This window comes from Verrucomicrobiota bacterium, assembly GCA_021413925.1.
Lineage (GTDB): Bacteria > Verrucomicrobiota > Verrucomicrobiia > Chthoniobacterales > UBA6821 > UBA6821.
In genome coordinates this window covers 1-26,649 of record JAIOPL010000007.1, presented here as the reverse complement: position 1 = coordinate 26,649, position 26,649 = coordinate 1, and the positions used below count along the sequence as shown (strand labels likewise).

Here is a 26,649-nt window from a genome sequence, read left to right as displayed (position 1 = left end):
CAAGGGCTGGCCTCTCATCGGCTACTTCTACTGGTCACTCATGGATAACTACGAGTGGGGGTCTTACGCGCCCAGGTTCGGTCTCTACTCCCGGACTCGCGAGGCGGTGGACTTCATGGGCGACAATGCCTCGGAGACCTATGCACAGGAAATTGCCTCGGCAAAGAAACTGCCCGGATTCGGGTGATCTCTTTCCAAGTCTTAAGGCTTCGGGGAATTCATTTCGAGGCGATCTTATTGAGTCGACTTGAGATATCTTTCATCAGGCGACTATCCGAGATCATCCAGTGGTGGAGCATGGTGGGGATGCACACCTCCTCGCCCATTGACCAGCGGCTACTCTCAGCTGGAATGACAATAAGGTCGAAGGGCGTCCAATAGCTGGTAATAGGCAACGACTCCAATCGATGGGAGGAAGTTTTCAGATCATGTAAGAAAGTGCTCCCTGGGCGCATTTGATTCACTCCCTCACTCGAGTGAAGATAGGCAGCCCAGGTTCCCTCATGCGGTCCGCTGATCGAGAAAAATGCATCCGCCCTCTGATGTCCCCCGAGTTCCTGGAGATAATAGCGTGCGATCAAGGCGCCCATGCTGAATCCCACAAGTGCGAAGCGTTCTCCGCTGGCCAACTGCTCTTCCAGCAGCCCATGTAACTGCAAGGCCATCATGGGGAGACCGTCCCTGGCATCATGGGGATCCAGCGTGGGAACGAGACACTCGTGTCCCCGCTCGGCGAGATGACTCGCCAGTTTCCCCATCACGGTCCCGTTATCCTGAAACCCATGAACAAGAACAACCTTCATGGCATCAGATGGGGCGCTTACTGAGAATGCAACTTACCAGTCGGTTCATGTGGATTCCTGTCGGTTCATAAAAGTTTCCAGGCCGAAGCCTGACTCCAGTAGTAGTACCCTAGCATCAAAATGAGCTAATTGCATAACCGAGCTTCGGTTAGGATCCCTACTCGTGCAGCCGCAAGATCGCCGAGGGGGGCGCAAAGCAAGAATCCTTGAAAACTTTTTCCGGGTTTGAGGAGAGTTGTTGTTACCGCCGGTCCGCTGCTTTAGAATCCAGCACTCGCATTGCTTGATCACTTGATGGAAATTTCCAAACCCGTCTTCTTCGTCACTCTCTCCGATCCGCTTCTTTTCTCATGACTCATTACCAGGCCCTTAATGTCTTGCTGGATTCATCCGCCGATGAGATCAAGTCCGCATTCCGCAAGCTGGCCATGCAGCATCACCCCGACAAGGGTGGGGACCCGCACCTTTTCGACGCCATCCAGAAAGCCTATTCGGCACTCTCGGATCCCGCCAAGCGCATGGAGTACGACGCATCGCTCAAGCGGCGCCCGGTTCAAGACTTGAAAAAACTCTCTTCACAGCTAGCCCACCAATTCTGCAACGCATGAACGCCAAGACCATCCGAGAATACAAGGAGATCATCTCCGGACACTTCACCCGCGCCACGACCGACAAGGAGGCTCTCGCGAAACTCGCGGAGTTTTCCTCCCAGTTGAGGGTCTCCATCCAGGACATCGTCCGCCAGATTGTCGTGAACCCGGAGGATCCCCTCTTGCACGCTTATCTGGGAGCCGCGTTCTATGCGGCGATCAAGACAACCGATCTGAGATTCATCAAGCGTCTCGCCGTGCCCTCCACCTCCGCCAACAATGCGATCGAAAGAATCCGTGCCGCCGGCATCCTGCAAATCTCTGCAGAGGCCCAGAAAGAAGCCCTCTGGCTCAAGGACTCCTACCCCGAGCTGCTCTGGATCACGATTCAACTCACCCTCCTCCATAGTCCCGAGCAATCCTGGGCCTCAACCGTGGTATCCAAAGACGAAATAGAAGAACAAGACGACAAAGACGATGACAACGCAGAATAACCCTCACACCCTTGCCGTCCGCGAAGCTCTCCAGCAGGGAGCAGGCGCCGCCGAGAAGCAACTCACCACGATCGGCAACGACTACGGTGACGACCAACTCGCCCTCATCGTGGGAGATCTCACGATCCCGGAGATCATTGTCATGTCCGATGAATACGACATGACCAAACCCTCTCTCATCAGCGCCTTCATTACGCCGGAGCAGTTCACCAGTGCTCTGGACCGCAAGGCGGAAGAATGGGGAGGGCTCTACGGCCCTCTCTCCCAAGAAGATCTCGAAGCCGCTCTCTACGAGCTCCAGGAGAATGTCGAGGGCTTCCTCTGTCCGATCGTCTATTCGAGCGATGATTCCGATCGCGAATACGAAATGCTCAGCACGCTCTTTGATCACCCGCACGGAATCAGACTTGTGCTTGTCTCCTGCGTCGGGCGCAAAGATTTCCACGAAATGATCGAGTCCCCGACTGATCGCCAACCGGGTCACGGCACCTGGCAAGGTCTTCTCACAAGCCTGCGTCAGCTGCGCCCGAAGGAATTCGGCGAATTCGTGGAGTACTACCGCGCGGAGGCCCCCGAGGGAGAGAAATTCATCCGTGTGACACAGTCCATTCTCCAGGATATCTCGGCGGAGACGCGCCCCCCGGAAGAGAAAAAGGAAGCTGAGTTTTTGACCTTCTAAGATTCCATGTCGGAAGGTTCCCATTCGCTTCAGGTCGCCGACACGCGCTCACCTTTCGCGAAGGCTCTCCATATCCTCCGTGATGGAGGGGCCTGTCCCGAAGAGATTGTCGGGGACCTTTCCTCGCTCGTGGTCGAACTTTCCAGGAAGCATTTCGGCATCACCTCGGAAGTCATGGTCGAGGGCGCTCTCGATGGGGCTGTCTCGCTCGTGAGCGCAGGCCTACTGCTCGCGGCCGGGCGGAGTTACTCGGATGCGAGGGTCGCGGAGATACTCAGGAACGAAGGGATTCGCGGTGCATGCTCGGTCTTCACCCAATACGTCAAAGAAATCACCGAGGGGCACCCCTACTACAAGACCCCGCACGAGGTCCTTCGCTGCTTCTTCACCGCATCCTCATCCACGCAAGGATGGACCCCCGGATTCAAGGAGCTCCAACGCCTGCACACCGAGGCGAAACACGAAACAGACATGGGTCTCGTGAAGGAATGGCTTATCAGAAATACCCCTCAGGGGCGTCGCCTGATTCAGAATCCTCATCCGGTCATCGATAGGGAAATGACCCACGAGGTCATCCGTCTGGTGATCCTTCAATTCTGCGGCATCCAGGAAAATATCGAGACCGATTTCGATATCGAGGATCCCGATATCAACGATTCCAGCATCGACGATCTCATGCGAGAGCAGGACGTCTACATCACTCTTGCCCCTGCGCCGTATAAGTCTGCCGGACTTCGTTACAAGGAGCTGCTTGCCACGATGCCTCTCAAGCTGAGGCTCACCCTCGACCCACTGAAAGGCCAATCCTGGTTCGATGAGAATGTCTTTCTACAGAAGAAGGAGTCATTGGAAGCCCCCAAGAAGGGGAAAGCCGAGGTGAAGGCGAAGGCCAAGGTTAAAGCAAAAGCCAAGGGAAAGATTAAGTAGAAGGTGTAGCTCCCTTCCTTGGCAGCTCTTCCTAGGGTAGGACGCTCTACGACCTAGTTGTGGTGATAGGGTTGGCTGGTCTAATCTCAATTACTCCGACATGGCCAACCCCAAGATCCTCTTCCTAGAACGGCCGCAGTCGCTCGCGGACCAGGTGGCGGAGGCATTGCTGGAAGGCGTCCCTTCGGGACCCTTCGATCTTTCCCAAACGGAGGTATGGATCCCGACCTCGGGAGCCGCCCGCAGGATTAGGCACTCGCTTGCAAAGATTTCCGAGACAAGGGGAAGCGGTGTGCTCTCGCCGAGGTTCTCATCACCGATGAAGGCTCTGCTGCCATCGGCTGTTGCCCTTGCGAGTCGCACGGACCGCGAGGCTGCGTGGGGTCTTGTTCTTCAAAAAGCCCCACGCGACTCCATAGAGCATCTCTTTCCCAGGAATGAGGTGCTTGAGGGTGAGCAGGCACTTCTGGGTACTGCCGGCATGCTCTGCGATCTCTGCGACATGCTGGCTGAGGGAGGGATCACGCCTCTTCTCCCCCGCATCCAGGAAGTCTGCGATGAGGATGCCGAGCGCTGGGCTGAGCTGGCCCCGCTCACTAAGAGCTACCTGGCAGAGCTCCAACGCCACGGACTGAGCGATCCGAACGTCGCACGACTTGATGGGATCAAGGGCCCAGCCAACGAATTGAAGAGGCTCTTCATCACCTGTATCCCGGATCTGCCGAAGATCGCCGAAAAGCGCGCCGAGTCACTCATGGAGCAGGGGATCCCTGTGACAGTTCTGGTCTGGAAGCCGGGAACCATGGGTGGCGGTTTCGAGGGCTGGGGGAGGCCGATCACAAGCGAGTGGCGCGAGTCGGAAATCTCGCTATTCCAAGACCAGATCGTGATGGCCAAGGATCCGGTGGAGGAGGCCTCAAAGGCTGTGGATTTCATGTCGGGAGCCGAGCCCCGGGGAAGCTATTCGCTGGTGCTGGGAGATCCAGAGCTGGGTCCTGCCTTCAATGCGGAACTGCTCCAACGCGGAGGCAGCCCGTTCCTTCCGGAGGGTGAACCTCTCTCGCTCACAGAACCGGCAATCGTGGCTGCCGAATGGATCTCTCTCAGACGGGACCGCAATCTCAGGACCCTGAGAAGGCTGTTGGAGGCGCCCCGATTCGCTGCATGGATTGGGGCTCAGTGCGGTCTCTCCCAGAAGGAGCTCCTGGAGGCCTGCGGCGAGATGATGGTGGAGCTCCTTGCGGAAACTATCACCCAGGCGGCTGGCTGCCTGGAGTCCTCAAAATCCCGGCCCCAGATTGCGCGCCTTTTGAAAGAACTCGATGCGTCCTTTGCTAAGGATTCTGCCTGTGTGCTTACGGAGGCCTGGTCCGATGACCCCGCGGGTGCGGAAGCTGTGCTGGAAGCCTGCGAGGAAAGCTCACCGGTTTTTAGTTCCTGGCCCGAACCACAGAAGGCGCGCGATGTGGCGCTGGTGCGTTCGCTTGCCCGTAGTAAAAAATTCGGAGCCTCCCAAGAGGGTGATACAGACCTCTCGGGCTGGCTCGAGGCCCCCTGGGCTGAGGGTAAGCGACTGGCTCTCTGCGGTTGTGTGGAGGGACGACTTCCGGCCTCGACCGACGGGCATCCCTTCCTACCCGATCAGAAGCGCCGTGAATTCGGGATCGCCGACAATGCCTCCCGCCGCGCGAGAGACGCCTATTTCCTCACGTGCCTGAGCAATGCGCGGCCTGCGGAAGACTTCCGCGCCAGTTTTTCCAAGTTCGGTCCCGACGGAAGCCCCTGCGTTCCCTCGGGACTCCTCATGCGTTGCGTGCCGGAGCAGCTGGCGGCTCGTGTTCTTGTGCTCTTTGAGAAGGCCGAGGGCTCCGGCACCCCTCTGCGTCGTGAGCACTCCTGGCCTTGGCACCTTCCCAAGCCCGACGACGAACTGATCACGAGGATCAGTCCCACGGACTTCAGCTCCTACCTGGCCTGCCCGTTCCGTTTCTACTTGGAGCGACGATTGCGTGCGGCCTCCTATGATCCGGAGGCCCGTGAGATGGACGCGATGCAGTTCGGCGACCTGATCCACAGGGTACTGGAGCGGTTCGGGAAAGAATCCCGAGGTGAGGGGGATCGCAAGGTGATCGAGGCGCTGATCCTCTCGCACCTGGAGACCGAGTCGAGGGAGCGCTTCGGTCAGGATCCCTCGCCGGCGGTGAGAGTGCAGCTCGAGGCCGCTCGTGTGAGGCTGATTTCCTTCGCGAGGGTTCAGGCCGAGGAATATGCCAAGGGATGGCGCATTCTGGAGAGCGAATACAAGATCGGTGCCGACCACCCGCAGGTGCTTTCCCTTGCCGGGCTCAAGCTTACGGCCAAGATCGACCGGATCGAGGAAAACGGGGATCTCATCCGCATCATCGACTACAAGTCCCAGGGCAGCCTCACCAAGCCGGAGAAGAAGCATTTCGGATCGCCGGCAGCAGCGTTCTTCAAGGAGGCAGAGGTCACTGTCAAAGGAAAGCCCAAGGCCTGGACGGACCTTCAGCTTCCGCTCTATCGCAGGATAGCGGAAACTCTCTACCCGGGACGTCCTGTCGAGACCGCCTACCTGGTGCTGGCGGCCGATCCCGAGCAGAGCGGTGTGAAGGCTCTCGAGTTGGATACTGAGCAGATGGAATCGGCCGTGAAGTGCGCTGAAGCGGTGGCATCTCGATTGGTCGGCGGTGTCTTCTGGCCACCCCGGACGCTCCCTTCGAACTGGGAGGACAAATTCGAGTCGCTCTTCCTTAACGGAAAGCCAGAGCACTGCATCGACGAGGAAACCATCCGATATCTTGAAGGAAAGAAGGAGGCCGTCTTGTGAGCAGGCTTATTTCCAACATGATGCTCGTGGCCAATGCGGGCAGCGGCAAGACCTACCAGCTCACAAGCCGTATGGTAACGCTCATGGCGCTGGGTGTGGAGCCGCGCAAGATCGCCGCACTGACCTTCACCAAGAAGGCTGCGGGTGAGTTCCTCGATGCGGTTTTCCTCAGGCTCGCTCATGCGGTGCTTGATCCCGAGAAACTCAAGACACTCCGGAAGGACACCGACATCGAGAACCTGCGTAAGGGGACAGAAATCCCTGACCTAGATGAGGCGCGCTGTCGGGAGCTTCTCCGGGAATTTGCCCTTCAGGCTGGAGTCCTCACCATGGGGACAATCGACAGCCTCTTTGCCAGGATAGCGCGCGCCTTCCCGCTGGAGTCGGGACTGCCGGGGGAATTCTCCATGATCGGGGACTCGGAACTCGAGCAGGCACGCATGGATTCCTTGGCGTCTATCTTCAGAGCATCCGTGAAGTCGACCGGAGGATCGGAGTTTCTCGATCTGGTACGCAAGATTTCGCGGAGGCAGGGAGAGAGGGAGGTCTTCCGCACGCTGCTGCGGGCGGTGGAGGGGTACCACGCGAAGTTCCTCAGAAGGCCTGAAATGATGTGGGGCGACTCGCCCTCGATCTGGAAGGGGGGAGCGAGCGCGATCCTCTCATCCGGTGCCGTGAAGTCAGCCGCGGAGGCTCTCTGGGCAGCTATCCTGCAGGAGCACCCGGATCTCACCGAAGGATCCAAGGGCCTCTGGAGAACCAATCTCGACCTTGCAATTGCTCAACGCCCCGGCACGGCCTGGAGCGAGGAGCTCGATAAATTCGTTTCGGAAAAGCTCTGCAAGCAGACAGCCAATAAGGACTGCGATTACATCCCGACAGGGGGTGCGGCTGCTGCTCGCGTCTATCTGAGGGGTGGCGTTCCTGCGGCCCGTGAGGCACTGGTGCATGCACTGCTCCGACCTATCTACGAGAGCCTCCTGGAGCGCAGCAAGGCGCTCCACCAATTCATGGAGAACTTCGAGACTACCTACCACGAGACGACACGCAGTCGCGGCAGGATGACCTTCTCGGACGTGACCGATCTCCTGGCCTCCCAGGTGAAGAGCGGTGAATGGATGGCCAGTGCCGGTTACCGCCTGAACGCGAAGCTCGATCACTGGCTGCTCGACGAGTTTCAAGATACGAGCCGGATCCAGTGGAGCGTCCTGGAGCCTTTCATCGACGAGGTCATCCAAGACGACAGTGAGGGACGCTCGCTCTTCTATGTGGGGGACACCAAGCAGGCGATCTACTCATGGCGCGGGGGTGATCCGAAGCTCTTCTTCGAGATCTTTGAGAAGTACAACCGCGGCTGCAGTACTCCGGGGGAGAAGAGGATCCAGGAGTCTGCCCTCGATCATTCCTACCGCTCGGCCAAACCGATCGTGGATATAGTGAACATGGTCTTCGGTTCACTGGCCGGAGTGGCTCCGAAGCTTGAGATTCCTGAGAAGACGCTCATCGCCTGGGAACAGGGTTGGAAAAAACATATCATAGCCGACAAGAACGAAGACCTGCGTGGCTATGTCCGCTGGGAGTCGGTCGAATCGGAGGCAGGTAACGATGAAGAGGGCTCACCCATGCTCCACCGCAAGATCGCCGATATCCTTGAGGATGTGCGCCCTTGGGAACGCGGCCTGAGCTGCGCGGTACTCCACACGAAGAACGAACACGCGGCTCATGTGGCTGCTCTGCTCCAGGCTCGGGGGATTCCGGTCTCTCTGGAGGGCAAGGCAAATCCCTGCACCGACAATCCTCTCGGTGCGGTGCTGCTGGCAGCGTTCCGGTTCACAGCATCGCCAGACGACAGGCTCTCGCGTATGCTCCTGCTATCTTCTCCACTGGCGGTATTGCTGGGCAACGATGAGGAAATATTCCGTAGCAAGGCGCTGGAAAAGATAGCCGCAGAGGGATACGAAGCGACCGCGCGGTCATGGGTGGAGGGTATCACTTTGGGCAGCTTCCTGGAATCGCGTTATGAGAGCTTTCTTTCGGCGGCTGCTGAGTACGACAAGGGTCGTCGCGGGGACATCGCCGAGTTTATTGCCTTCCTGGAGAGTCATGTAGTTCAGGAGCCTGAATCAACAGGAGTCGTCCGCGTGATGACAGTCCACCAGTCCAAAGGGCTGACCTTCGACATGACCATCGTCTCCGGTTTAGAGGGTAAGGGCGCTGGGAATACGGATGCCCTCCATCTTGAAGGAGAGCCCCCAAGCTGGGGCTGCCTGCTTCCCTCCAAGAATCATTCGGCAGCAGATCCCGTGATGAGAGAGGCAACCGAGTCGCTGAGAGCAGAGAGTGAATACGGCAAGCTCTGCACGGCCTATGTGGCAATGACGCGGTCCAAGTTCGCCCTCTACGTGCTGACCTCGAAGCTCGCAACCAGCACGACGGCCAAGAGCTTCGCCAGATTACTCCGCCTGACCCTTTCCGATGATCAGGCGTTCGTGTCGGGACACGCGGACTGGTACGACAGCCATCCTCTCCATACGGATGTGGAGGTGAGTCTTTCCGGGGATGCCACAACTGTGGATCTTCCTAAGTGTATCGCGGGAACTCCTCATCCGGTTTCTCCTTCTTCTCTGACTGGAAAGAAAGTTGCGAAGGTTGCCCAGCCCGAAGGGGATAGTGCCATCTCTCTGGAGGCTGCCGATCTTGGAACCGAGATCCACGAGTTGCTCTCTCGGATCGAGTGGGACACTGCAAAAATCGATCTCTCCAGCTGTTCCAAACCGGCCCGTGAACTTTTGGAAATCTTCCTCAAGTCGGCAGAGGCTGAGGAAGTTTTCTCAAAACCCGGTGAAGATTGGATTCTCTGGAACGAGAAGCCGTTCGACTTGATGGCTGGTGGAAAATGGATCAGCGGGATCTTCGACCGGGTCCATATTCGGCGGGAGGGAGGCAAGGCCGTGGAAGCCCGGATTTATGATTACAAGACCAACCGTTCTACTCCTGAAGCAATCGCCCAACAATACGAGGGGCAAATGGAGCAGTACCGACTGGCAGCCGCGAAGTTGCTCGGAATCACTATCGACAAAGTGAGCGCCCGGACAATTCCCATCCGGCAGTCCTAGCAGCATCGCCGCATCAAAAAAAGTGGAGGTTCGTACTGGAGTCGAACCAGTCTAACAGGTTTTGCAGACCCGTGCCTAACCGCTTGGCTAACGAACCATAAAGCAATCCTCCGCCGAGTTGATTGAGTTAATGAACTCCACCGAGGTCTTACTGTAAAAAGCTTAATGGATTACCCGAGGAAATTCTACACCTAAATCACCTGCCCGAGTGTCTCATCCCTTTGTTCCCTAGAGTGCTAAAAAAAGCCGCAACTTTTTCTGAATGGTGGTGTTCACACTCTTGATGAACACAAACAACACCCCGAACAAGATCCTCATCCCTCTGCTATCGCTGGGCCTGATAACCTTTGGCGCACTTCCGACGCTGAAGGCTCAGGATCAGAATACATCTACGCTATCTACTAATTCCGTTTCCGGAACTAGCTCCAACGGAGGGGGTGGAGGATGGAAGAAAGGACCCCATCATCATGATGGGGCTCGCGCTAGCTTGACGGATGCCGAGCGTCAGCAACTCAAGACCGATATGCACAAGATCAAGAATGATCCCCAGTTGGTCGCGGCCCGCGAAGCGGTCAAAGATGCACAGACCAAGGAGGCCAAGCATGTCGCGCATCGATCCCTCGAGCAGATCAGGCATGACTCGCTGCTGAAGGCAGACCCCTCAATACAACCCGTCCTCGACAAGATGCACAAGAGGGGGGCGGGCCCCTCGCCGAAGTCGAACTAATCACAGGATACAATCATTCAACCGGCGTGGGGAGATCCTCCACGCCGGTTTTTTATTCTCTGAAGGGATCCTAGGGGAAGTGTACAAATCTCCCCTTGACCAGGCTCTCCCTCTTTCGTAGCGTTAGAAATCGCTAGTCGATGCGGGCGTAACTCAGTTGGTAGAGTGCAACCTTGCCAAGGTTGATGTCGAGGGTTCGAATCCCTTCGCCCGCTCCACTTCCTTCTTTAGGAAGTGACTGATTCAAGGATTTGAGCCCGAGTTATTGGTTCGAAACGAGGCCTGGGAAGGCCGAGTAGTAGCCTCCGAAGGAGGACCCGTAGGGTTCACCTCACGGGAGTGAGGTGAATACAATCCCTTCGCCCGCTCCACTTCCTTCTTTAGGAAGTGATGATTTGAAACACGCGAAGAGTTTCGCAACACGTTTCTGTGGCCGCTACTGATCGGCTACCTTCTTGCGGTACTGCACCCAAGCGCTTCGGACTGCGAGGTAGCGATCCATGGAGTTGTTAGTGAGCGACTCGTAGGCGGCGAGTTTATCATGCAGGGTGCGCACGGAGTCTGGCGCGGTTACTGCTGGAACCCAGGGGATGCTGGTCAGCCAGATTGAAACCCAGAAAATAGGACTCAAGGCGTAGTCTCCCGCAAGGCCGACGGTATCGCGCAGGCTCTTCGCCCCATAGAAGGGAAGTACCAGGTAGAAGCCGTGCGGAACCCCCCACTTCGCAAAGGTCTGGCCAGTATCGGCGGCAGGGATGTCAGCCAGCGATGGGAATCGGTCGGAGATGCGGAAGATGCCGAGGAGGCCGATGGTACTATTGAGACCGAATTTCTCGGCCTCTCCGCCGGCGCGTTTCAGATTCCCCTGAAGGGTGTCGTTCACGAAGCGGACCGGGAACGCAAGGTTGTCGCAGACGTTGTAGATCCCTGTTCTGACAGGCTTGGGAAAGAGGGTGTCGTAGGTCCTCGAGATCGGCTTGAGGATGTACCGGTAGAGCTGGTGGTTCACCCAGAAGGTGCCGCGATTGACGGGCTGAATGGGATCGGGAATAGCTCCAATCTGCTTGTATTCGTCGAGGTCGTTATCTGAAGCGAGAGAGGCATGGGACGCCACGGACTTCCCGTCGGAAATTCTTGATTTCGGAATCGATGCGGAGCAATTGGCGTTGCTCGAAAGAGCCAGCGCCCCCAGCAGAAGCATGGGGAGGAGAAGGAGTTTGCGGATGCTCACTGGGTCTCGTTTGCGGAGTGGTTAAGTTACTTAGGGACTGAATCACGAATGAGCCGTGAATATCCGTACTGTAACTGTTGTGCCTTACTCTCCTTGGAAGAGGCAAGAATGGAAATGTTTTACTGCTCCGAGACTTTTTTCCTATTTTGAGTGTAGGCGCTTCGGACGGCGGAATAACGGTCGATAGAAGTGCGGGTGAGGGCCTCGTAGGTGTCGAGTTTGTCGGAGGTCTTGGTGGTTGTCTTGGGTGCTGATACAGCCAGCGTGGTGGCTCCCGCGACGCCACCCAGTGTTCCGTAGGTAAGCCAAGTGACTGGATCGAGGGCGATGTCCCCGGCAAATCCCACGGTGTCACGGAGACTCTTGGGTCCAAGGATCGGCCAGACGATGTAGCAACCGGAAGGGATTCTCCACTTGGCGAAGGTGGCGTCGGTATCGGTCGATGGGAGATCTGCCAGCCAAGGAACCTTTGCGGAGGGCTTCATGATGCCTGCCACCCCTACCGTGGAGTTGTAGAGGAACTTTTCGGTCTCAAGCCCTGCCCGATCAGGCTTCCCCTGCAGGAGGTCGTTGACGAATCGGGTCGGATACTCAGCGTTCAGAAAAAAGTTGGAGATGCCGGTGCGCACCAGTTGAGGGAAGATGAACTTATAGGTCTTGCTCAACGGAATGAAGACGTAGTGGTAAAGTTGGTGGTTGAACCAGAAGGTGCCGCGGTTCATGGGCTCCAAGGGATCGGAGACGGACTTGGCATTGACGTAGTCATCACCGAGATCCTCATTGGGTTTGTTATCGGACTTTGATGATGGGGAGTGAACGGTTTTGTCAGAGGAGTGCTCCTTGTCTGGCTTTTTAACCGTGATCGGTGCGGGAATGGCAGGGGTTGGAGCAGGGGTAATTGCTACTTTGGGCTTAGGAGTGGGCTTAGGAGTGGGCTTAGGAGTGGGGGGGCGGTGATTGGGTGACACGACGCTCTGGAGGTAAAGAGTCTCTCCTCCATATTTTTTAGGAAGAGACGAGTTGCTCTGAACGGGGATGATCTGGCCATCAACGATCACACAGTAAGGGGCGATATTGGTATCGGTGGCTAAGACCACCTGTGCTAAAAAAAAGAAAACCCCGGCCAATGCCAGCATGGCAGACCCGGGGGATAAACGATCTCGAGGAGCCAAATGGAGGGAGCTCATTCCGAGGGGCGGCTCTTGGTTAAGGCTCTTGTTTTTAGCTCTAGTGTTTTCCCTATTTTGATTCGGCCACAGATCGTTGGAGTGCTTGGAGCACAGCGTTAACGCCCCCTTGCTTAAACTCGGAATCAAACTGGGAACGGTAGTTCGCCACGAGACTGACGCCTTCGATCATGACATCGGTGATCAACCAACCTTCCTTGTCCTCCATACGGTAGACCACGTCATAACGGTTTCCCTTGTATTGCGCTGTGGTGGGAATTTCCACGCGCCCTGGTGCCGAGGATGAGGAGGTCTTGTAGATGACGTCGGGATACTCGCCCGGCGTGAACTTGGCGGTGTAGGTGCGGAGGATCAGGGTGGTGAAGAGACTGGTAGCCTCTTTCTGCTGTTGAGGGGTGAACTGCCGCCATCCCGGACCGACGGCCCGGCGGGTCATGATCTGAAAATCCAGGATTTTCTCCAAGACGGGCTGCACTTTCGCAATAAGGCTTGGACGGTCTTTTGACGCTTTGGTGATCGCGACAACCTGATCAACAGAGGACTTCAGACGACTCTCGGCAGCCTCATTCGAGGCCATGACGGATCCCGCCATGAGTGAAAACAGGCAGGCTAGAAGAAAACGAGGTGATTTCATTGTTTTGTCTTACTCTCTTTCTCTAGGTTATCCTTCTTTTTGTCAACGGATCCGAACGCCATTTTGCCGATCAGGGACTCCAGGTCCACCGCAGATTCGGTGAGTGTGATCCGTTCTCCCGATTTCATGGAGGTTTCATCGGCGCCTGGGGAGAGGGCGACATACTTGTCCCCGATGAGTCCGGAGGTCTTGATGGAGGCCATGGAGTCGGTTGGCAAATGGAGCGCCGACACAATCCTGAGTGTGACAATGGCGCTGTAGTCCGAAGGCTCCATCCGCACGCCTTCGACCCTACCCACTGTGACACCCGACATCAGGACGCTGCTGCCCGTGTGGAGGCCTCCGGCATTGGCAAACCGTGACTCGACGACATAGGTGTCTCCGTTGATCAAGGATCCGGTGCCGATCCTGAGTGTGAGATAGGCGATCGCGGCAACGCCGAGCAGCACGAACAGTCCGACATAAAGCTCAAGTTTGGTATGTTTCATAAAGGCTCGGTGTGCTGGATATGCAGGGAATGCTGGAGATCCCGTCGGATCTCCTTGATGTCTAGTGCAAGGGATTGGGTGCTATCACGGAAGCCCGAGACAACGGGTTGAGTCGAGCAGGAAAACTCGTCGGGGGTTCCCTCGAAGCAGATTCTCCCGCCGTTCAGGAGGGCAACGCGGTCGCTTGCCGCAAGGGCTTCGGGAACATCATGGGTGACGATAAGTGCCGTGAAGTTGAAGTGGCGCTGGTATTTCACGATCATGGAGAAGACAGCGTTACGGCGAAGAGGATCAAGTCCGGCCGTCGGCTCGTCAAAGAGCACAAGCTCCGGACGGGTCACGATCGCGCGCGCGAGGGCGAGGCGCTTCTGCATGCCGCCCGAGAGCTGGCTGGGGTAGCGGTCACGGTAGGTTTCCAGTTCGAGCTGGCCCAGAGCCTCCATGCTACGCTTCATGATTTCCTTTTCCCGAAGATCTGTCGTCTGCTCGAGCGGGAGGGCGACATTCTCCAGAGCGGTCAATGAGTCGAAGAGCGCGTTGCTCTGGAAGAGAAAGCTGCAGCGGCGTCGGAATTCCGCGTAGATCCCGTGATCCGAGGCAACCAGCGGGCGCCCATCGAAGCTGATCCGCCCCGAGTCGGGCTGCATGACGCCGGCCAGGCACTTGAGGAAGACCGATTTGCCCGTGCCGCTCGGACCGAGAACTGTGAAGATGCTTCCGCGCGGGATACTAAGATTCACCCCGGTGAGGACAGGGCGTTCGTCGAAGCTCTTCGTGAGTTGCTCGACCTGCAGGAGAAGATCGTGTGTGTGTGTGATCATCATCAGATGAAGAAGGAGCTGATCACGTAGTCGGCGATCAGAACCATGATGCTGGAGATCACCACCGCCCGTGTGGTGGCGGCGCTGACGGCGCGTGCGCCAGTGGCGGACGGGTTCCGGTCGGCGTAGAAGCCCTGGTACGCACAGATGGTCACGGAGAGAAGGCCAAAGCAGGCCGCCTTGATAAAGCATTCCCGGAGATCGCGCGGTTCGATCGCCCTCTCGATGGAGGACCAATAGACCCCCGAGTCGACACCGAGAAGCAGTGATCCGGAGAGACTCCCCCCCCAGAAACCAACGACGACAAAGAGAGCCGTCTGGATAGGATAGACCAGCAATGCCGCGAGCAGGCGTGGCGCTACCAGATAGCCGTGGCTCTCCACGCCCATGGTCTCCAAGGCGACGATCTGCTCGGTATTGCGCTGGATGCCGAGCTCCGCTGCCAAGGCGGATCCCGCCTGGCCAATCAGCATCAGAGCGGCCAGCACCGGGCCCATCTCGCGCACCAGGCTGAGCGAGACAAGGGTCCCAAGCAGACCCACGGAGCCGAAGCGGCTCAGGACATGGTAGCCCTGAAGCCCCAGTACCAGGCCGGTGAAGAGTCCGACGATCAAAATCACCGGAAGGCAGACCGTGCCCTGCTCGTAGACGGAGCGGATAACCCTGCGGGCGAGTCTTCGGGATGTTGCCAAGGCGCCGAATGACCGACCGGTAAACAGTGCAAAATCACCGAATCCAGAAACAATCCGAAGGGTTTCTCTTCCAAGCAAAGGGAGCATTGATCCTGACTTTGCCAGAAAGGTTCTGGTCATGCAACGCCCTGACTTCCCTGGGCAGTATTGCTCAAAAAGGCCTCGATCACATCAAAGGCCCGGTCGATCTGTTCATTCGTGATGCAGTACGGTGGCATTAGATAGATGACATTTCCGAGTGGCCTGAGGAGAACGCCGTGTTCTTGTGCGTAGGCAGCAAGCTTCTTTCCCGACCCCGCAGCGTATCCCGTTTCAGTGCCAGCCAGATCGAAGGCAGCGATCCCTCCCAGTAAACGTGTATGTTCGATCAGGGGATGGCTCGATAGCTGAACAAGACGTTGACTCAACTTCTCATGAATGCGAGCAACCTGTCCCAAGGAATCCGTGGATGCATGGAGGTCGAGGCTTGCTAGGGCTGCGGCGCAGGCAACGGGATTCGCTGTGTAGCTGTGACCGTGTGCGAGGGCCGTGGAGAAGTCGTTGCCTAGGAAGGAATCGAAGAGATCATTCGAGGCGATCGTGACAGCCAGGGGCAAAATCCCTCCGGTGATCCCCTTGGAGAGGCATATCAGGTCAGGAATGAACCCCGTCTGTTGGAAGGCAAAGAAGCTGCCTGTCCGGCCGAAGCCGGTCATCACTTCGTCGAAGATCACTGGGATGCCCCGTTCTCGGAAGAGACGGCAGAGCTCCGACAGGAATCCGGGCGAGTGAAAGCGCATCCCTCCGGAACCCTGCACTAGCGGTTCCACGATGAGGGCGGCGATCTGATCCCTGTCGCTTGCAAGCAAACATGCAATTTCCTTCAGTGCCTCCCGCTCTCCCTCTTCATTGGAAAATCCATCCCAGACCAGGGGAACGGGCAGGGCAACAGTCTCAAAGAGCATTCCGTGGAAGGCATCGAAGAAGCCGGAGCTCCGACCCACGCTCATTGCCCCGACGGTGTCGCCATGATAGCTCCCGCGTAGTGTTACGAAGAGGCGTCTAGGTGTCCCGAGGTTTGCCCAGTGCTGGTGTGCAATCTTGAGCGCCGCTTCGACGGCGGTGGAGCCGTTGTCGGAGTAGAAGACCTTGGCGCTGCCTGTGAGCCCCGCTTTTTCCAGCAGGCGTTCGGCAAGTCGTACCGCGGGTTCATGGGTGGCTCCGGCGAACTGGACATGGTCCAGCTTGAGAATCTGCTCGGAGACAGCCTGTGCCAGTTCGGGGCGTCCGTGTCCGTGGAGGTTCACCCACCAGGAGGAGATCATGTCGAGGTATTCGCGGCCTCCGGCATCCCGAAGAACAGCTCTCGATCCACCGGCCATGGGAATCGGTTCCCTACCCAGGCCGTGCTGGGTGAAGGGATGCCAGACCGCGGCGGCATCACGGGTTAAAAGGGAGTCAGGAGTGGCGGGAGTATCCGAATGATCCATGAAAGAAGTGACATCACAACGGAATCAGGATGGATTTGGAATCGGTAAATAAGGTTTTGAGGGTCTGTTTTGATTCGATTCTAAATGAAAAAATAGCCTCGCGCAGAGGCGCAGGGGCGCAGAGATTGCTGTGCAGATGTGTGGAACGCTCTCAAATTCGGCCTTTTCGGCCTTTCGGGTTTCGTTAGTGGATTCCACGAATGTTTCTCCGCGCCTCTGCGCCACTGCGGGATAAAGCATTTTGGAAAAGGCGGATGATAAATTCGTGACGGCATGAGTACAAAGTTGCCGTTCAACCGTGAAAAATGGATCGTGCTCGGTCTGCTCTGGCTGGTCTGTATGCTCAACTACGCCGACCGTCAGGCGATCAGTAGTCTCTTTCCGTTGTTGGAGCGCGATTTTGGATTCACGAAGGCTCAGCTCGGGCTGATCGGGAGCGCCTTCATGTGGGTCTATGCGGCCTCGGCTCCCTTTGCGGGATTCGCAGGCGACCGCCTCTCACGCAAGAGGCTGATCATGGGGGGATGTCTGTTCTGGAGCGTCATGACGGGGCTGACAGGATGGTGCGGCAAGCTCTGGCAGTTTGTCTCGGCACGCGCGCTGATAGGTCTGGGTGAATCTGTTTATTTCCCGTCGGCCACCTCGATGCTCTCCGGGTATCATGGTCCAAGGACGCGCTCGACGGCTCTTTCTCTCCATCAATCCGCAGTCTACATCGGCACGATCGCAGGAGGAGGGATCGGTGCACTGCTCGCGGAACGCTACGGATGGCGCTGGGCCTTTTACGGATTCGGGGGTGTGGGAATCCTTGTGTCACTGCTTCTTCTGCTAAGGCTCAGGGAACCGCAGCGAGGAGCTTCGGAAGATCCCTCATTCCCGGAGAGGAAAGAACTACTGGGTTTCTTTCCAACGTTGCGAATGCTGTTTTCTCAGCACGGCATACTCCTGCTGATGTTGGCCTTCGCCTGTGCAAATGCTGTCGGATCAATCTTCCTGATTTGGGCTCCCACGTTCCTGTTCGAGAAGTTCCATCTCGGCTTGGTGGCGGCGGGAGTCTCGGCAGTGGCGGCGATCCAGCTGGCCAGTGCCGTGAGTGCGCCTCTCTCGGGAGTGATCGCCGACAGGCTTGCAATGAATGTTCGTGGAGCCCGGATGATTGTTCAGTCCGTAGGGTTGATAGCCGGATCGATCTGCGTGGTTGCTGTGGCATGGGCGCCAACGATGGAGTCGCTGCTCGCCGCTATGATCTGTTTCGGACTCTGCAAGGGAACCTATGACGGAGGGATCTTTGCTTCGGTCTTCGAGTTTGTTGAACCGGGCCAGCGCGCCTCCGTCGCGGGCCTGATGAATTTCATCGGATGGGGTGGTGGTGCGCTGGGTCCCTTGATGGTGGGACTCTTTTCCACCTACGGCTCGGGAACCCCGATGGAGCGGATGAGTAGTGCGATCGCTTGGAGCGGAGCCGCTTATTTGCTAGCTGCGGCGCTCATTCTCGCAAGTCTCAGGATCTACCGCGGGATGCCGCACTTCTCCGCCATCTCCGCTGGAGTGGAGGAGCGGCGTTCCATGGAGGAGAGATAGCTGTCGGTGCGGGGAAGGGGACGGTTGATGCTCTCGGGATGTTCCAAGCGGGAGAAGAGCATCCGATGCGCTCTACTCAGGGGGACGACTTTCTCGCCATAACCGCCCGGAATGTTGCTCGACCAGAAGCGCATGCACTGCACGCCGTTCTTCGTCTCGGTCCCTAGGAAAATAACCGAGTGTCCATGCTCGGTGGCACCGATCCCATCGTTCCAGAAGATCTTCAGGAAATCTCCCGGAAGGGCTCGAGTCAGATCGGTGAAGTTCGGCCCAAGTCCCAGTTCGTAAAAGAGGCGCGCTGTGCCAGGGCCGTTCGCATTCCATCGTCCCCAGATGCCTGTGCCGTCGGGTTGTCCTGTTGGCTTCAGGGCGGTGACAGTCTCAGGGGTGAGGGAGAGTTGATGATTTGATTGAAGGGCCGAAAGGGTCTTCAGAAACACCAGGTAGGTGGCGCCGGAACAATAGCTGGGTACGGCATGGGAGGCCTCCACCCGGAGTGTCCCACTGGAGGTGGTGACCGCGACCTGGAGTGCATGATTGGCCGCAGCAGTTGTGGAATATCCGCCGCCGGACGGCATCGAGGAGATCTCATTCAGGATGAGACGGTTGACGGGGGGAAGAGAGTTGTTGTCTTCCGCGTGCACGGGAGTCATTGAAAGAAGGAGCTTGGAAAACAAACAGAACAGAAGCCGTGACATCATTGCCTCCAACCAAGGTCAAAAGACCTGCCTTCGCAAGGTGGATCATCGCGGCGGGAACCCTCCTGCTGTTTTTGGTTATCTTCTGGTGTTGGCGGCGCCCGTTAGACGGAGTAGGTGGTCTGCCGATTCCCGGGGAGATTGTGATCTCAGTGCCGCAGTTCTTTCAGGGTGACCCGAGATGGAGTGATGAATTGCTCGGTAATACTCCCGGCACTCTGGGAGCCGAGGGCTGTGCGGTTGCTTCGGCTTCGATGCTGCTCTCCCATTACGGAATGGATGTCGACCCGGGACGCCTGAACAAGTTCCTGAAGAAAAACAACGGCTTCGAGGGCGCCGGATGGCTTCGCTGGGAATCAGCGGCTGAGTTCACTCCCGGCCTGATCGAAAAGGCTTACGAAGATCTCCCCTCCTATGCCCTGATCGACTGGAATCTCCTGAAAGGAAATCCCGTGATCGTTCGTCTCAGGCTGCCCAGCGGCATCACCCACTTCGTAGTGATCGTCGGGAAGAGGGGATTCGACTATCTGATCCGTAACCCCGCGGACAATGCGCCCGGGGAATGGGGAGTCGTCGCTCCCCTCTCTAGGATGGGAGTTCCACTCGAGGCCCTCCGTTACTACCGCAGAATCCGCTGAGTCCGGTGATGGGCCTTACTTGACCGTCGCTTTCTCCGGAGCCTTTTCTCGGAGAGGCATCACAAGCTGCGGACCGGCATTGAGAGGGACGTAGACGCGGTCGGCTCCCTTGATGTTCTCGGCCTGCAGATACTGGATGTAGGAAGGCGAGAGGACCGCGCTGATGGAGGTGATCGCCTTGGCCCGTTCGACTGCCTCGGCAGCAGAGCGCGCGCCGGCCGCCTCTCCATTCTTGCGCTCGATATCGATGTTCTTCTGCGCGATCTGCTCCTCGATGGCCTTCTGCTCGAGAGTCTGGTTGAGGGCGACCTTGGTAGCGATGGCTACGATGACCTGCTGGGGAGGGGAGGCATTGCCCATCACGACAGACATGACCTCGAAGGGTGTGTTCTTGAGCAGATCCTTCACCTGGTTACCGATGTCCTGCGAGATAGAGGTCAGGGACTCGTTGACCGAAAGGCCGTCATGTTTTGCCACGACGGAGCGAGTGATGGTCCGGAAGGGTTCGCGGATGAACTGGTCGTAGGCTGCCTTGGCAATCTTGTCCGGGTTTCCGGTACTCTCCCAACCTCCGAACTCTTCCATGAAGCGGCGTACCGACTTCTCGTCGGGCTTCAGGCGCCAGACGATATGGGCCTGGCTGGAGAGGGGGAGCTTGTCCTTGGCCAGAATGGCACTGTCGGCATCAAAGGCTTCGGAGTAGGTGTAGGGGGTGATGGAGACGGCCTGCCCCCAGAGGCGCCAGCGCATGCCCGTGGAGGCGGGACCGAAGATTACCTCCTTGAACTCTCCTTTGCCCAAGATCGGCTTGGAGTAGATGTAGCTCGCATAGCCTGCGGTGACGCGGACGTTGGAGACGTTCGGAGCTAGGAAGAAGAGAGCGAAGGCAACCAGAGCTGCTATTCCGATGACGGGGAGGGGTGCTTTCTGCATAAGGAATCAGTGAGTCAGTTTGGGAGTTGAATCAAGCGCCATTCTCCTGCGATGAAACAGGGCAAGAAAATCTATGCTGTTTCCACTTCAGTGCGGGTCAACAGCAGGGCGATCAGACTGATCAGCGCCATGGCGGCTAGATAGAATCCGACGGATCCCAGTCCGTGACTCATGGCCAGCGAGGTCGCCAGATAGGGAGTCAGCGAGGCCCCAAGGATCCCAGCGAGATTAAAGGAGATCGAGGCTCCCGTGTAGCGCACCTCCACTGGGAAGAGTTCCGAGAGGAAGGTCCCGAGCGGTGCATAAGTGACCCCCATGAGCAGAAAGCCAATAACGAGTGTTGCCACCACACCTGGAGTTCCCGCCGAGAAGAGGCGTCCGAAGAGTAGTCCGAAAATCAGGATAGCCACGGTGGCTAGAAGGAGCATATTCCGGCGCCCGATCCGCGAGGAGATCCATGCGGTGCAGGGAATTGAAAGAGCGAAGAAGAGTACGCCGGCAAGCTGTATGATCAGGAAGGTTTCCCTAGAATAGCCAAGCTGCGTGGTGCCCCAGGAGAGCGAGAAGACAATCAGGATGTAAAAGATCACAAAGGCTGCTACCGCGGCGAAGGTTCCCAGGATCACGATGCGGAGATGGTTCCGCAGGAGATCGATCATCGGCAGGGCAACAGGACTCCTGCGCGCAGATGCTTCCAGAAAGGCGGGTGTCTCGGTGATGTTGAGCCGGACATAGAGTCCAACGAGCACCAGCACACTGCTGGCGAGAAAAGGGACCCGCCAGCCCCATGTCAGGAAGCTTTCTGCATCAAGATTTTTGCTTAGCAGGAGGAAAATGGCGCCGGAGAAGAGGAAGCCGATGGGCGCTCCAAGCTGGGGAAACATTCCGTACCAGTCGCGTTTTCCGGGAGGAGCATTCTCGGTAGCGAGCAGAACCGCGCCGCCCCACTCCCCGCCAAGACCAAAGCCCTGTCCGAAACGGCAGAGAGCGAGCAGGGCGGGTGCGGCCAAACCAATCGAGGTGTAGGTCGGTAGAAGGCCGATCAAGACGGTGGAGAGTCCCATCGTCAGGAGGGCCGCAACCAAGGTCGTTTTTCTTCCTATCCGGTCGCCAAAATGGCCGAAAAAGATCGATCCGAAGGGTCTTGCAAAGAAGGCCAGGGAGAAGGTCGCCAGTGATTGGAGTGTGGCTGCCGTGGGATCACCCTGTGGGAAAAAGAGTTTCGGGAAAACGAGAACCGCTGCCGTGGCGTAGATATAGAAGTCGAAGAACTCGATAGCCGTCCCGGCTAGACTTGCGATCAAGACGCGTGAGGCGGAATTTCCCGGGTGGACGGCCGAGATAGTTGGGGAGTGAGGAGTCATGGGATTTTCGTTCAGGAGGGGATGCCTCAAGATAAGGTGTTCTCTCCGATATCAGGAGCTGTTAATGAAAGGAATGGATTTTCCCCGATGGCGCCTGCTTCTTCTGGCCGGTGGACTTGCACTGCCTCCCTGGACGCCCTTGCACGCGGAGTTTTCAGCCCGATCGGAAGTTGCGCACTCGGCTGCAGTCAGAGCAATGAGGGAAACGGCCCCGAAGCGTTCTTTAAATTCCCATAAACTTAAAGTAGCGGTCTGTGATCGCCCTCCGTTCAGTTTTAAGGACGGGGTCGGAGCCTGGAGCGGTCTGAGCGTCGATCTCTGGGAGCAAATCGCAGGAAAGCTTGGGATCACCTACGAGTATGTCGAGATGCCACTGGTTGAGATCATGAAACAACTGCGCACTGGCAAGTGCGATCTGAGCCCAGTCATAGCGCTTTCCGGTGAGGAGGCAGGTAATATCGAATTCACCGAACCGTATCTCTTCAGCCATGGGGCGGTTTTGACCCCCCGTAAATCCCTGTTGCAATCGCTCGGCACATTCCACGGGATCCTGATGAACAAAAGGGTGCTCATTATCTTCCTAGCGATGCTGCTCGGGATGATTTTCTTCAGCCTTCTCCTGATGTTCGTCGAGAGGAAACATGAGAAGGGGCATTTTAGCGGCCTCTCGGTGAAAGGCTTTGGTTCGGCTCTCTGGTTCTCAGCCGTCACCATGACAACTGTCGGTTATGGCGACAAAACGCCGCTCTCTCTGGTTGGACGCCTGGTCACCTTTTTTTGGATGCTCGCGGGGGTGCTGATCATCGCCGTGTTCACGGGAACGGTCGCTTCCTCTCTCACCCGCGCCGAGATGAAAGAGGGCATCGTCAGTTTCAACGATCTCCCTCGATTCAAGGTTGGGTGTGTCGCCGGGTCACGGATGGATTTCCTGCTCCAGGAGCGGGGGATCCCCGCTAAACGCTTCAACACCTACGACGAAATCAAAAATGCCGACGAGATGGGTCTGATCACTGCGTTTGCCGGAGATGTAGTGCCGCTGCAATACATGATGAACCGCAACCCTGATTTGAAGTGCGATCTCTACACGCTTCCCGACTCGGCGATGATTTATGCCTTCGCCACGAGGCAGGGACTTCCGCAGTTGTCAGCGATCAACCGCGAGCTTCTCAAAGTCTCCTTGCTCCCTGACTGGCGCTCCAAGGCCGAAAGGTGGACGGGGCCCCTGAGCCTATGAGTCTCTGAGCTTATGAGTCTCTGAGTTTTTAAGCCTTTAGAAAAACGGAACTACGGAATCACAGAACCACGTCAGAATTTCTTCTGCTGAGCTTGGGAGAACCAGTCTCCACCGGTTCCGGGTTTTCCTGAATCGTTGCGCATAAAACGGCTGAGGTCCTCTCCTCGGCCTCCCTGACCGCGGCGATCACCACCCGGAGTTCCCCCGCCCTTAGGATCACGAGGCGTGAGGTCTACCTTGGTCTTCAGCGAGAGGGCGATGCGTTTGCGGGGCAGGTCTACCTCCATAACAGTCGTCTGGACTTTCTGGCCGACCTTCAGGAACTCGGCGGGGTTCTGGACGAAGTCGTCGCTGATCTGGCTGATATGAACGAGGCCGTCCTGATGGACCCCGATGTCGACGAAGGCCCCGAAGGCGGTAACATTCGTCACGATGCCGGGGAGCTTCATGCCCGGTTGGAGATCCTCCATTTTCTCGACACCGTCTGCGAAACTGAAGGCCTCGAATTGCTCGCGGGGATCGCGGCCCGGCTTGGCCAGCTCGGCGACGATGTCCTTGAGAGTCGGAAGCCCCACCTCGGGGGTGGCATAGCTCTCGAGCTTGATTGCTGATCGCTTGGCCGGATCTCGCAGGAGGTCGGCCACGGAGCAGCCGAGATCAGCCGCCATGCGATCCACGAGTTCGTACCGCTCGGGATGGACGGAGCTGGCATCGAGGGGATGGGCGCCGTCGCGGATCCGAAGGAACCCCGCCGCCTGTTCGAAGGCCTTCGGCCCCAGGCCGCTGATCTTGAGGAGCTCGGCGCGGGACTTGAATGGGCCGTTGGTATCGCGGTGGCTGACGAGACTCGCCGCCGTGCGGGAGTTCAGGCCCGAGACATAGGCCAGGAGATGACGGGAGGCCGTGTTGAGCTCGACGCCTACCTTGTTCACACAGGAGATCACGACATCGTCGAGGGAACGCTTCAGAGCGGCCTGATCGACATCGTGCTGGTACTGGCCAACACCGATCGATTTCGGATCGAGCTTTACGAGCTCAGCCAGAGGATCCATGAGGCGTCGGCCTATGGAGACGGCTCCGCGCACGGTTAGGTCCAAGTCCGGGAATTCCTCACGGGCGATTTCACTCGCCGAGTAGATGGATGCCCCACTCTCGCTCACCACGACGATCTGGATGGAGGAGGGAAGTTTGAGTTTCTTCACGAAGGACTCGGTCTCGCGCGAGGCGGTGCCGTTGCCGATGGCGATGGCCTCCACCTTGTGAAGACGGACGATATTCAGGATGGCCTCGGCGGCTTCGAGTTCCTCGCCCCGGCTCCGACCCGGATAGATGACCTCATTGGCTAGGAGCTTTCCCTGACGGTCGAGCAGGACGATCTTGCAGCCGGTGCGGAATCCGGGATCAATGCCGAGTGTGATCTTCTGTCCGAGAGGGGAGGCTAGCAAGAGCTCACGGAGATTGTCGGCAAAGACGCGGATCGACTCCTCGTCGGCCTTCTTCTTGTAAAAACCGCGGGCCTCGACCTCCATGGCGAAGCCCACCAGTCGTTTTAGACAATCCTCGCAGGCTAGCTTCACCTGTTCGGAGGCCCTTGAATTCCCTTTCACAAAGAGCATGAAGAGAATGCCAAGCGCCTCGTTCTCGGGCGGCGTGAGTCGGAAGTAGAGGAATCCCTCGGTCTCGCCGCGACGCATGGCGAGGATGCGGTGAGAAGGCGCGGTGGCGGCCGGTTCACTCCAGTCGAAGTAGTCCTTGAACTTGGCTCCCTCCTCTTCTTTGCCGGAAATGAGGGTCGATTTGATGACTCCCTTGTTCAGGTAGAGGCTGCGGAGTTGGGCACGCAATGTGGAGTCGTCGTTAATCCGCTCGGCTAGGATGTCTCGTGCACCAGCCAGGACGGCGGCCACGGTATCGAGGGTGGAGGTCTTGGCATCGACGGTGACTGAGTTGCCGACATAGGGGACAGCGAGTGCCTCCGGATCGGTCGCGGGATCCTGAGCCCAGAGGATCTCGGAAAGAGGTTCCAGACCGAGTTCCTTAGCGATGGTCGCACGGGTGCGCTTGCGCGGCTTGAAGGGAAGGTAGATGTCCTCGAGTGAGTTCAGGCTGGAGGCAGTCTCCACCTTAAAGCGGAGTTCCTCGGTGAGGAGTTTGCGTTCCTCGAGCGAGGCAATGATCGATTCGCGCCGCTTATCGAGCACCTCCAGCTGCTCCAGGCGATCGCGGATCGCGGTGATCTTGACCTCGTCGAGTTCCCCGGTGCTTTCCTTGCGGTAGCGGGCGATGAAGGGGACGGTGGCTCCCTCTTCGAGTAGGACGGCAGTGGCGGCGACCTGACGGGGCTGGAGGCCGAGTTCGGCGGTGATTTGGACGAGATGTTTTTCGATCATTTGGAAGGTTGTTTAGGCTGAAGGCTATTAGACTGTTAGGCAAAAGACTCACAGGGATGAAGGGGATGAAGGGGATGAAGGGGATGAAGGGGATGAAGGGGATGAAGGGGATGAAAGGGATGAAAGGGATGAAAGGGATGAAAGGGATGGGGAATCTGAATAAAGCCTGAACCTAGGTCCGCTTTGGTGATGGGTTAAAAATGCGGAACAAGTTGCCGAAGTTTTTCTTCATTCCTTCCGAGAAGGAGAGGTAGTTTTCGTTCCTCTCGCCGCCCCGAGGAATGGCGTCGAGCACGGCCGAGACTGAGAGTTCGGAAAGCTCGTAAGCCGTGGAGCAGATACCAGCCGCCGAGGCGTGGTGCGCGTCGCTGGCGGACGTGCCAGCAAGACCGCGCCGGGCCGCATAGGCGGCGGCCTTGGCATTGAAGCCACGAAGGGTGACGGCGGCATTGAAGGTCTCGAGAGCCGCAAGGTCCAGCTGATCGAGAATCTCTTCGCGGATACCGGCGCGGAACGAGTCGTAAGCATGAGGGGCAATGCAGATGCCACCACGCTGTTTGACGGCCGCCGCTACTTCAAGGGCCGGGGCTCCCTTCATTTTAGGGAGTGTGATGCCGAGGCAGAGGAGATGACCATCGGCTGTGGAGACCTCGACGCCGGGAATAATGAGAAAGCCATCGACTGGAAGTCCATCCTCACGCATCAGCCCTGCTTTGGTGAGATAAGCGACGGCCTCGCAAGTATTATGATCCGTGATGGCGATGCCGCTCAGGCCTCGTTGTTTCGCTGCCGCGATCATGGCCTCGGGGGTGCCACGCCCATCCGCAGAGTAATGGGTGTGGAGATGCAGGTCGAAGGCGTGGCGCATTGTTGCATTTTGGCGGGTCCTTGCATCAGATGCCAAGCATCCAACGCAAGTTTGGGTAACTTTTCTGTTACCGGTCCGCTTGATTTAGAAAAGAACTCCCGCAGAGCAACTGTGGTTTTTAGCAAGGGGCGAGTTGTGATTTTTTGATGAGGCATTGGAGGTGGATGAGGAGCTTGCGCATGGCTGCGACGATGGCGCATTTGTAGGGTTTTCCCCTGTCTCGAAGACCTTGGACAT

The 26,649-nt window shown here is 57.6% G+C and carries 25 protein-coding genes and 2 tRNA genes; 12 read left to right on the top strand and 15 right to left on the bottom strand.

The genetic code is table 11. The features are described 5' to 3' along the window. Nucleotides 1-187, top strand: a 187-nt coding sequence (locus tag K8R57_04810; GenBank protein ID MCE9587615.1) for a family 1 glycosylhydrolase, incomplete at its 5' end; no start/stop codon positions are given. Between the two features lie 31 nt (nucleotides 188-218). On the opposite strand, the gene K8R57_04805 is transcribed toward K8R57_04810, so the two are convergent. After that, a complete protein-coding gene (locus tag K8R57_04805; GenBank protein MCE9587614.1) occupies nucleotides 219-803 on the bottom strand; it encodes a lipase in 585 nt (194 codons plus the stop codon). A 350-nt stretch (nucleotides 804-1,153) separates the two neighbouring features. Here K8R57_04805 and K8R57_04800 point away from each other — a divergent pair, with 350 nt between their 5' ends. The 6 genes from K8R57_04800 (at nucleotide 1,154) to K8R57_04775 (ending at nucleotide 9,457) form a co-directional block, all read left to right on the top strand. Beyond that, a complete protein-coding gene (locus tag K8R57_04800; GenBank protein MCE9587613.1) occupies nucleotides 1,154-1,411 on the top strand; it encodes a J domain-containing protein in 258 nt (85 codons plus the stop codon). Then, nucleotides 1,408-1,887, top strand: a complete 480-nt coding sequence (locus K8R57_04795; GenBank protein MCE9587612.1) for a hypothetical protein — start codon at nucleotides 1,408-1,410, stop codon at nucleotides 1,885-1,887. Before K8R57_04800 ends, K8R57_04795 begins: the two co-directional genes overlap by 4 nt. Beyond that, nucleotides 1,871-2,566, top strand: a complete 696-nt coding sequence (locus K8R57_04790) for a hypothetical protein (GenBank protein MCE9587611.1) — start codon at nucleotides 1,871-1,873, stop codon at nucleotides 2,564-2,566. Before K8R57_04795 ends, K8R57_04790 begins: the two co-directional genes overlap by 17 nt. A 6-nt stretch (nucleotides 2,567-2,572) precedes the next feature. Further along, nucleotides 2,573-3,493, top strand: a complete 921-nt coding sequence (locus tag K8R57_04785; protein MCE9587610.1) for a hypothetical protein — start codon at nucleotides 2,573-2,575, stop codon at nucleotides 3,491-3,493. A gap of 100 nt (nucleotides 3,494-3,593) precedes the next feature. Then, nucleotides 3,594-6,341: a PD-(D/E)XK nuclease family protein gene (locus K8R57_04780; GenBank protein ID MCE9587609.1), complete on the top strand. Its 2,748-nt coding sequence runs from the start codon at nucleotides 3,594-3,596 to the stop codon at nucleotides 6,339-6,341. Then, nucleotides 6,338-9,457 carry a UvrD-helicase domain-containing protein gene (locus K8R57_04775; GenBank protein MCE9587608.1) on the top strand — a complete coding sequence of 1,040 codons (3,120 nt, stop codon included), beginning with the start codon at nucleotides 6,338-6,340 and terminating at the stop codon, nucleotides 9,455-9,457. Before K8R57_04780 ends, K8R57_04775 begins: the two co-directional genes overlap by 4 nt. 23 nt (nucleotides 9,458-9,480) lie before the next feature. On the opposite strand, the gene K8R57_04770 is transcribed toward K8R57_04775, so the two are convergent. Continuing rightward, a tRNA-Cys gene (locus K8R57_04770) sits at nucleotides 9,481-9,554 on the bottom strand. 186 nt (nucleotides 9,555-9,740) lie between these two features. On the opposite strand from K8R57_04770, the gene K8R57_04765 reads away from it, so the two are divergent. Then, nucleotides 9,741-10,184: a hypothetical protein gene (locus K8R57_04765; GenBank protein ID MCE9587607.1), complete on the top strand. Its 444-nt coding sequence runs from the start codon at nucleotides 9,741-9,743 to the stop codon at nucleotides 10,182-10,184. Between the two features lie 142 nt (nucleotides 10,185-10,326). Next, nucleotides 10,327-10,402: transfer RNA gene (locus K8R57_04760), tRNA-Gly, on the top strand. 218 nt (nucleotides 10,403-10,620) lie between these two features. On the opposite strand, the gene K8R57_04755 is transcribed toward K8R57_04760, so the two are convergent. The 7 genes from K8R57_04755 to bioA form a co-directional block, all read right to left on the bottom strand. Then, nucleotides 10,621-11,415, bottom strand: a complete 795-nt coding sequence (locus K8R57_04755; GenBank protein MCE9587606.1) for a VacJ family lipoprotein — start codon at nucleotides 11,413-11,415, stop codon at nucleotides 10,621-10,623. A gap of 119 nt (nucleotides 11,416-11,534) precedes the next feature. Further along, a complete protein-coding gene (locus K8R57_04750) occupies nucleotides 11,535-12,602 on the bottom strand; it encodes a VacJ family lipoprotein (protein ID MCE9587605.1) in 1,068 nt (355 codons plus the stop codon). A gap of 52 nt (nucleotides 12,603-12,654) precedes the next feature. Next, nucleotides 12,655-13,236 (bottom strand): ABC transporter substrate-binding protein, encoded by a 582-nt coding sequence (locus K8R57_04745; protein ID MCE9587604.1) that lies wholly within the window; start codon nucleotides 13,234-13,236, stop codon nucleotides 12,655-12,657. Next, the gene (gene mlaD / locus K8R57_04740; GenBank protein MCE9587603.1) at nucleotides 13,233-13,724 is read right to left on the bottom strand and encodes an outer membrane lipid asymmetry maintenance protein MlaD; all 492 of its coding nucleotides are present in this window, start codon (nucleotides 13,722-13,724) and stop codon (nucleotides 13,233-13,235) included. Before mlaD ends, K8R57_04745 begins: the two co-directional genes overlap by 4 nt. Then, nucleotides 13,721-14,548, bottom strand: coding sequence for an ATP-binding cassette domain-containing protein (locus tag K8R57_04735; protein MCE9587602.1), 828 nt, complete (start codon nucleotides 14,546-14,548; stop codon nucleotides 13,721-13,723). The genes mlaD and K8R57_04735 overlap by 4 nt, the downstream gene beginning before the upstream one ends. Continuing rightward, entirely contained in the window at nucleotides 14,548-15,324 is a 777-nt protein-coding gene (locus tag K8R57_04730) for an ABC transporter permease (GenBank protein ID MCE9587601.1), read from the bottom strand. The genes K8R57_04735 and K8R57_04730 overlap by 1 nt, the downstream gene beginning before the upstream one ends. A gap of 29 nt (nucleotides 15,325-15,353) precedes the next feature. Beyond that, on the bottom strand, nucleotides 15,354-16,706 hold the full coding sequence (gene bioA / locus K8R57_04725; protein ID MCE9587600.1) for an adenosylmethionine--8-amino-7-oxononanoate transaminase: 1,353 nt from the start codon (nucleotides 16,704-16,706) through the stop codon (nucleotides 15,354-15,356). A 273-nt stretch (nucleotides 16,707-16,979) separates the two neighbouring features. Here bioA and K8R57_04720 point away from each other — a divergent pair, with 273 nt between their 5' ends. Continuing rightward, nucleotides 16,980-18,287 carry an MFS transporter gene (locus K8R57_04720; GenBank protein ID MCE9587599.1) on the top strand — a complete coding sequence of 436 codons (1,308 nt, stop codon included), beginning with the start codon at nucleotides 16,980-16,982 and terminating at the stop codon, nucleotides 18,285-18,287. Here the strand turns inward: K8R57_04720 and K8R57_04715 are convergent. Beyond that, nucleotides 18,215-18,940 (bottom strand): hypothetical protein, encoded by a 726-nt coding sequence (locus tag K8R57_04715; protein ID MCE9587598.1) that lies wholly within the window; start codon nucleotides 18,938-18,940, stop codon nucleotides 18,215-18,217. The genes K8R57_04720 and K8R57_04715 overlap by 73 nt on opposite strands. Nucleotides 18,941-18,978: 38 nt before the next feature. On the opposite strand from K8R57_04715, the gene K8R57_04710 reads away from it, so the two are divergent. Beyond that, nucleotides 18,979-19,623 carry a C39 family peptidase gene (locus tag K8R57_04710; protein ID MCE9587597.1) on the top strand — a complete coding sequence of 215 codons (645 nt, stop codon included), beginning with the start codon at nucleotides 18,979-18,981 and terminating at the stop codon, nucleotides 19,621-19,623. Nucleotides 19,624-19,638: 15 nt separating this feature from the next. Here K8R57_04710 and K8R57_04705 read toward each other — a convergent pair whose 3' ends face one another. After that, the gene (locus K8R57_04705; protein ID MCE9587596.1) at nucleotides 19,639-20,556 is read right to left on the bottom strand and encodes an SPFH domain-containing protein; all 918 of its coding nucleotides are present in this window, start codon (nucleotides 20,554-20,556) and stop codon (nucleotides 19,639-19,641) included. A gap of 71 nt (nucleotides 20,557-20,627) precedes the next feature. Further along, the gene (locus K8R57_04700) at nucleotides 20,628-21,920 is read right to left on the bottom strand and encodes an MHS family MFS transporter (GenBank protein MCE9587595.1); all 1,293 of its coding nucleotides are present in this window, start codon (nucleotides 21,918-21,920) and stop codon (nucleotides 20,628-20,630) included. 73 nt (nucleotides 21,921-21,993) lie between these two features. On the opposite strand from K8R57_04700, the gene K8R57_04695 reads away from it, so the two are divergent. Beyond that, on the top strand, nucleotides 21,994-23,154 hold the full coding sequence (locus tag K8R57_04695) for a transporter substrate-binding domain-containing protein (protein MCE9587594.1): 1,161 nt from the start codon (nucleotides 21,994-21,996) through the stop codon (nucleotides 23,152-23,154). Nucleotides 23,155-23,225: 71 nt separating this feature from the next. Here K8R57_04695 and K8R57_04690 read toward each other — a convergent pair whose 3' ends face one another. The 3 genes from K8R57_04690 to K8R57_04680 are packed head-to-tail and all read right to left on the bottom strand — an operon-like array spanning nucleotide 23,226 to nucleotide 26,412. Continuing rightward, complete coding sequence (locus K8R57_04690) at nucleotides 23,226-25,544, bottom strand: RNA-binding transcriptional accessory protein (protein ID MCE9587593.1); 2,319 nt, start codon at nucleotides 25,542-25,544, stop codon at nucleotides 23,226-23,228. 35 nt (nucleotides 25,545-25,579) lie between these two features. Next, nucleotides 25,580-25,735, bottom strand: coding sequence for a hypothetical protein (locus K8R57_04685; GenBank protein MCE9587592.1), 156 nt, complete (start codon nucleotides 25,733-25,735; stop codon nucleotides 25,580-25,582). Further along, a complete protein-coding gene (locus K8R57_04680; GenBank protein ID MCE9587591.1) occupies nucleotides 25,717-26,412 on the bottom strand; it encodes a PHP domain-containing protein in 696 nt (231 codons plus the stop codon). The genes K8R57_04685 and K8R57_04680 overlap by 19 nt, the downstream gene beginning before the upstream one ends. Nucleotides 26,413-26,649 lie beyond the last annotated feature (237 nt).

Excerpts from the sequence above, each read along its gene's own strand:
- K8R57_04805 (MCE9587614.1), bottom strand. The coding sequence starts at position 803 with ATGAAGGTTGTTCTTGTTCATGGGTTTCAGGATAACGGGACCGTGATG.
- K8R57_04800 (MCE9587613.1), top strand. The coding sequence starts at position 1,154 with ATGACTCATTACCAGGCCCTTAATGTCTTGCTGGATTCATCCGCCGAT.
- K8R57_04795 (MCE9587612.1), top strand. The coding sequence starts at position 1,408 with ATGAACGCCAAGACCATCCGAGAATACAAGGAGATCATCTCCGGACAC.
- K8R57_04790 (MCE9587611.1), top strand. The coding sequence starts at position 1,871 with ATGACAACGCAGAATAACCCTCACACCCTTGCCGTCCGCGAAGCTCTC.
- K8R57_04785 (MCE9587610.1), top strand. The coding sequence starts at position 2,573 with ATGTCGGAAGGTTCCCATTCGCTTCAGGTCGCCGACACGCGCTCACCT.
- K8R57_04780 (MCE9587609.1), top strand. The coding sequence starts at position 3,594 with ATGGCCAACCCCAAGATCCTCTTCCTAGAACGGCCGCAGTCGCTCGCG.
- K8R57_04765 (MCE9587607.1), top strand. The coding sequence starts at position 9,741 with ATGAACACAAACAACACCCCGAACAAGATCCTCATCCCTCTGCTATCG.
- K8R57_04750 (MCE9587605.1), bottom strand. The coding sequence starts at position 12,602 with ATGAGCTCCCTCCATTTGGCTCCTCGAGATCGTTTATCCCCCGGGTCT.
- K8R57_04745 (MCE9587604.1), bottom strand. The coding sequence starts at position 13,236 with ATGAAATCACCTCGTTTTCTTCTAGCCTGCCTGTTTTCACTCATGGCG.
- mlaD (MCE9587603.1), bottom strand. The coding sequence starts at position 13,724 with ATGAAACATACCAAACTTGAGCTTTATGTCGGACTGTTCGTGCTGCTC.
- K8R57_04735 (MCE9587602.1), bottom strand. The coding sequence starts at position 14,548 with ATGATGATCACACACACACACGATCTTCTCCTGCAGGTCGAGCAACTC.
- K8R57_04730 (MCE9587601.1), bottom strand. The coding sequence starts at position 15,324 with ATGCTCCCTTTGCTTGGAAGAGAAACCCTTCGGATTGTTTCTGGATTC.
- bioA (MCE9587600.1), bottom strand. The coding sequence starts at position 16,706 with ATGGATCATTCGGATACTCCCGCCACTCCTGACTCCCTTTTAACCCGT.
- K8R57_04720 (MCE9587599.1), top strand. The coding sequence starts at position 16,980 with ATGAGTACAAAGTTGCCGTTCAACCGTGAAAAATGGATCGTGCTCGGT.
- K8R57_04715 (MCE9587598.1), bottom strand. The coding sequence starts at position 18,940 with ATGACTCCCGTGCACGCGGAAGACAACAACTCTCTTCCCCCCGTCAAC.
- K8R57_04705 (MCE9587596.1), bottom strand. The coding sequence starts at position 20,556 with ATGCAGAAAGCACCCCTCCCCGTCATCGGAATAGCAGCTCTGGTTGCC.
- K8R57_04700 (MCE9587595.1), bottom strand. The coding sequence starts at position 21,920 with ATGACTCCTCACTCCCCAACTATCTCGGCCGTCCACCCGGGAAATTCC.
- K8R57_04695 (MCE9587594.1), top strand. The coding sequence starts at position 21,994 with ATGGATTTTCCCCGATGGCGCCTGCTTCTTCTGGCCGGTGGACTTGCA.
- K8R57_04690 (MCE9587593.1), bottom strand. The coding sequence starts at position 25,544 with ATGATCGAAAAACATCTCGTCCAAATCACCGCCGAACTCGGCCTCCAG.
- K8R57_04680 (MCE9587591.1), bottom strand. The coding sequence starts at position 26,412 with ATGCGCCACGCCTTCGACCTGCATCTCCACACCCATTACTCTGCGGAT.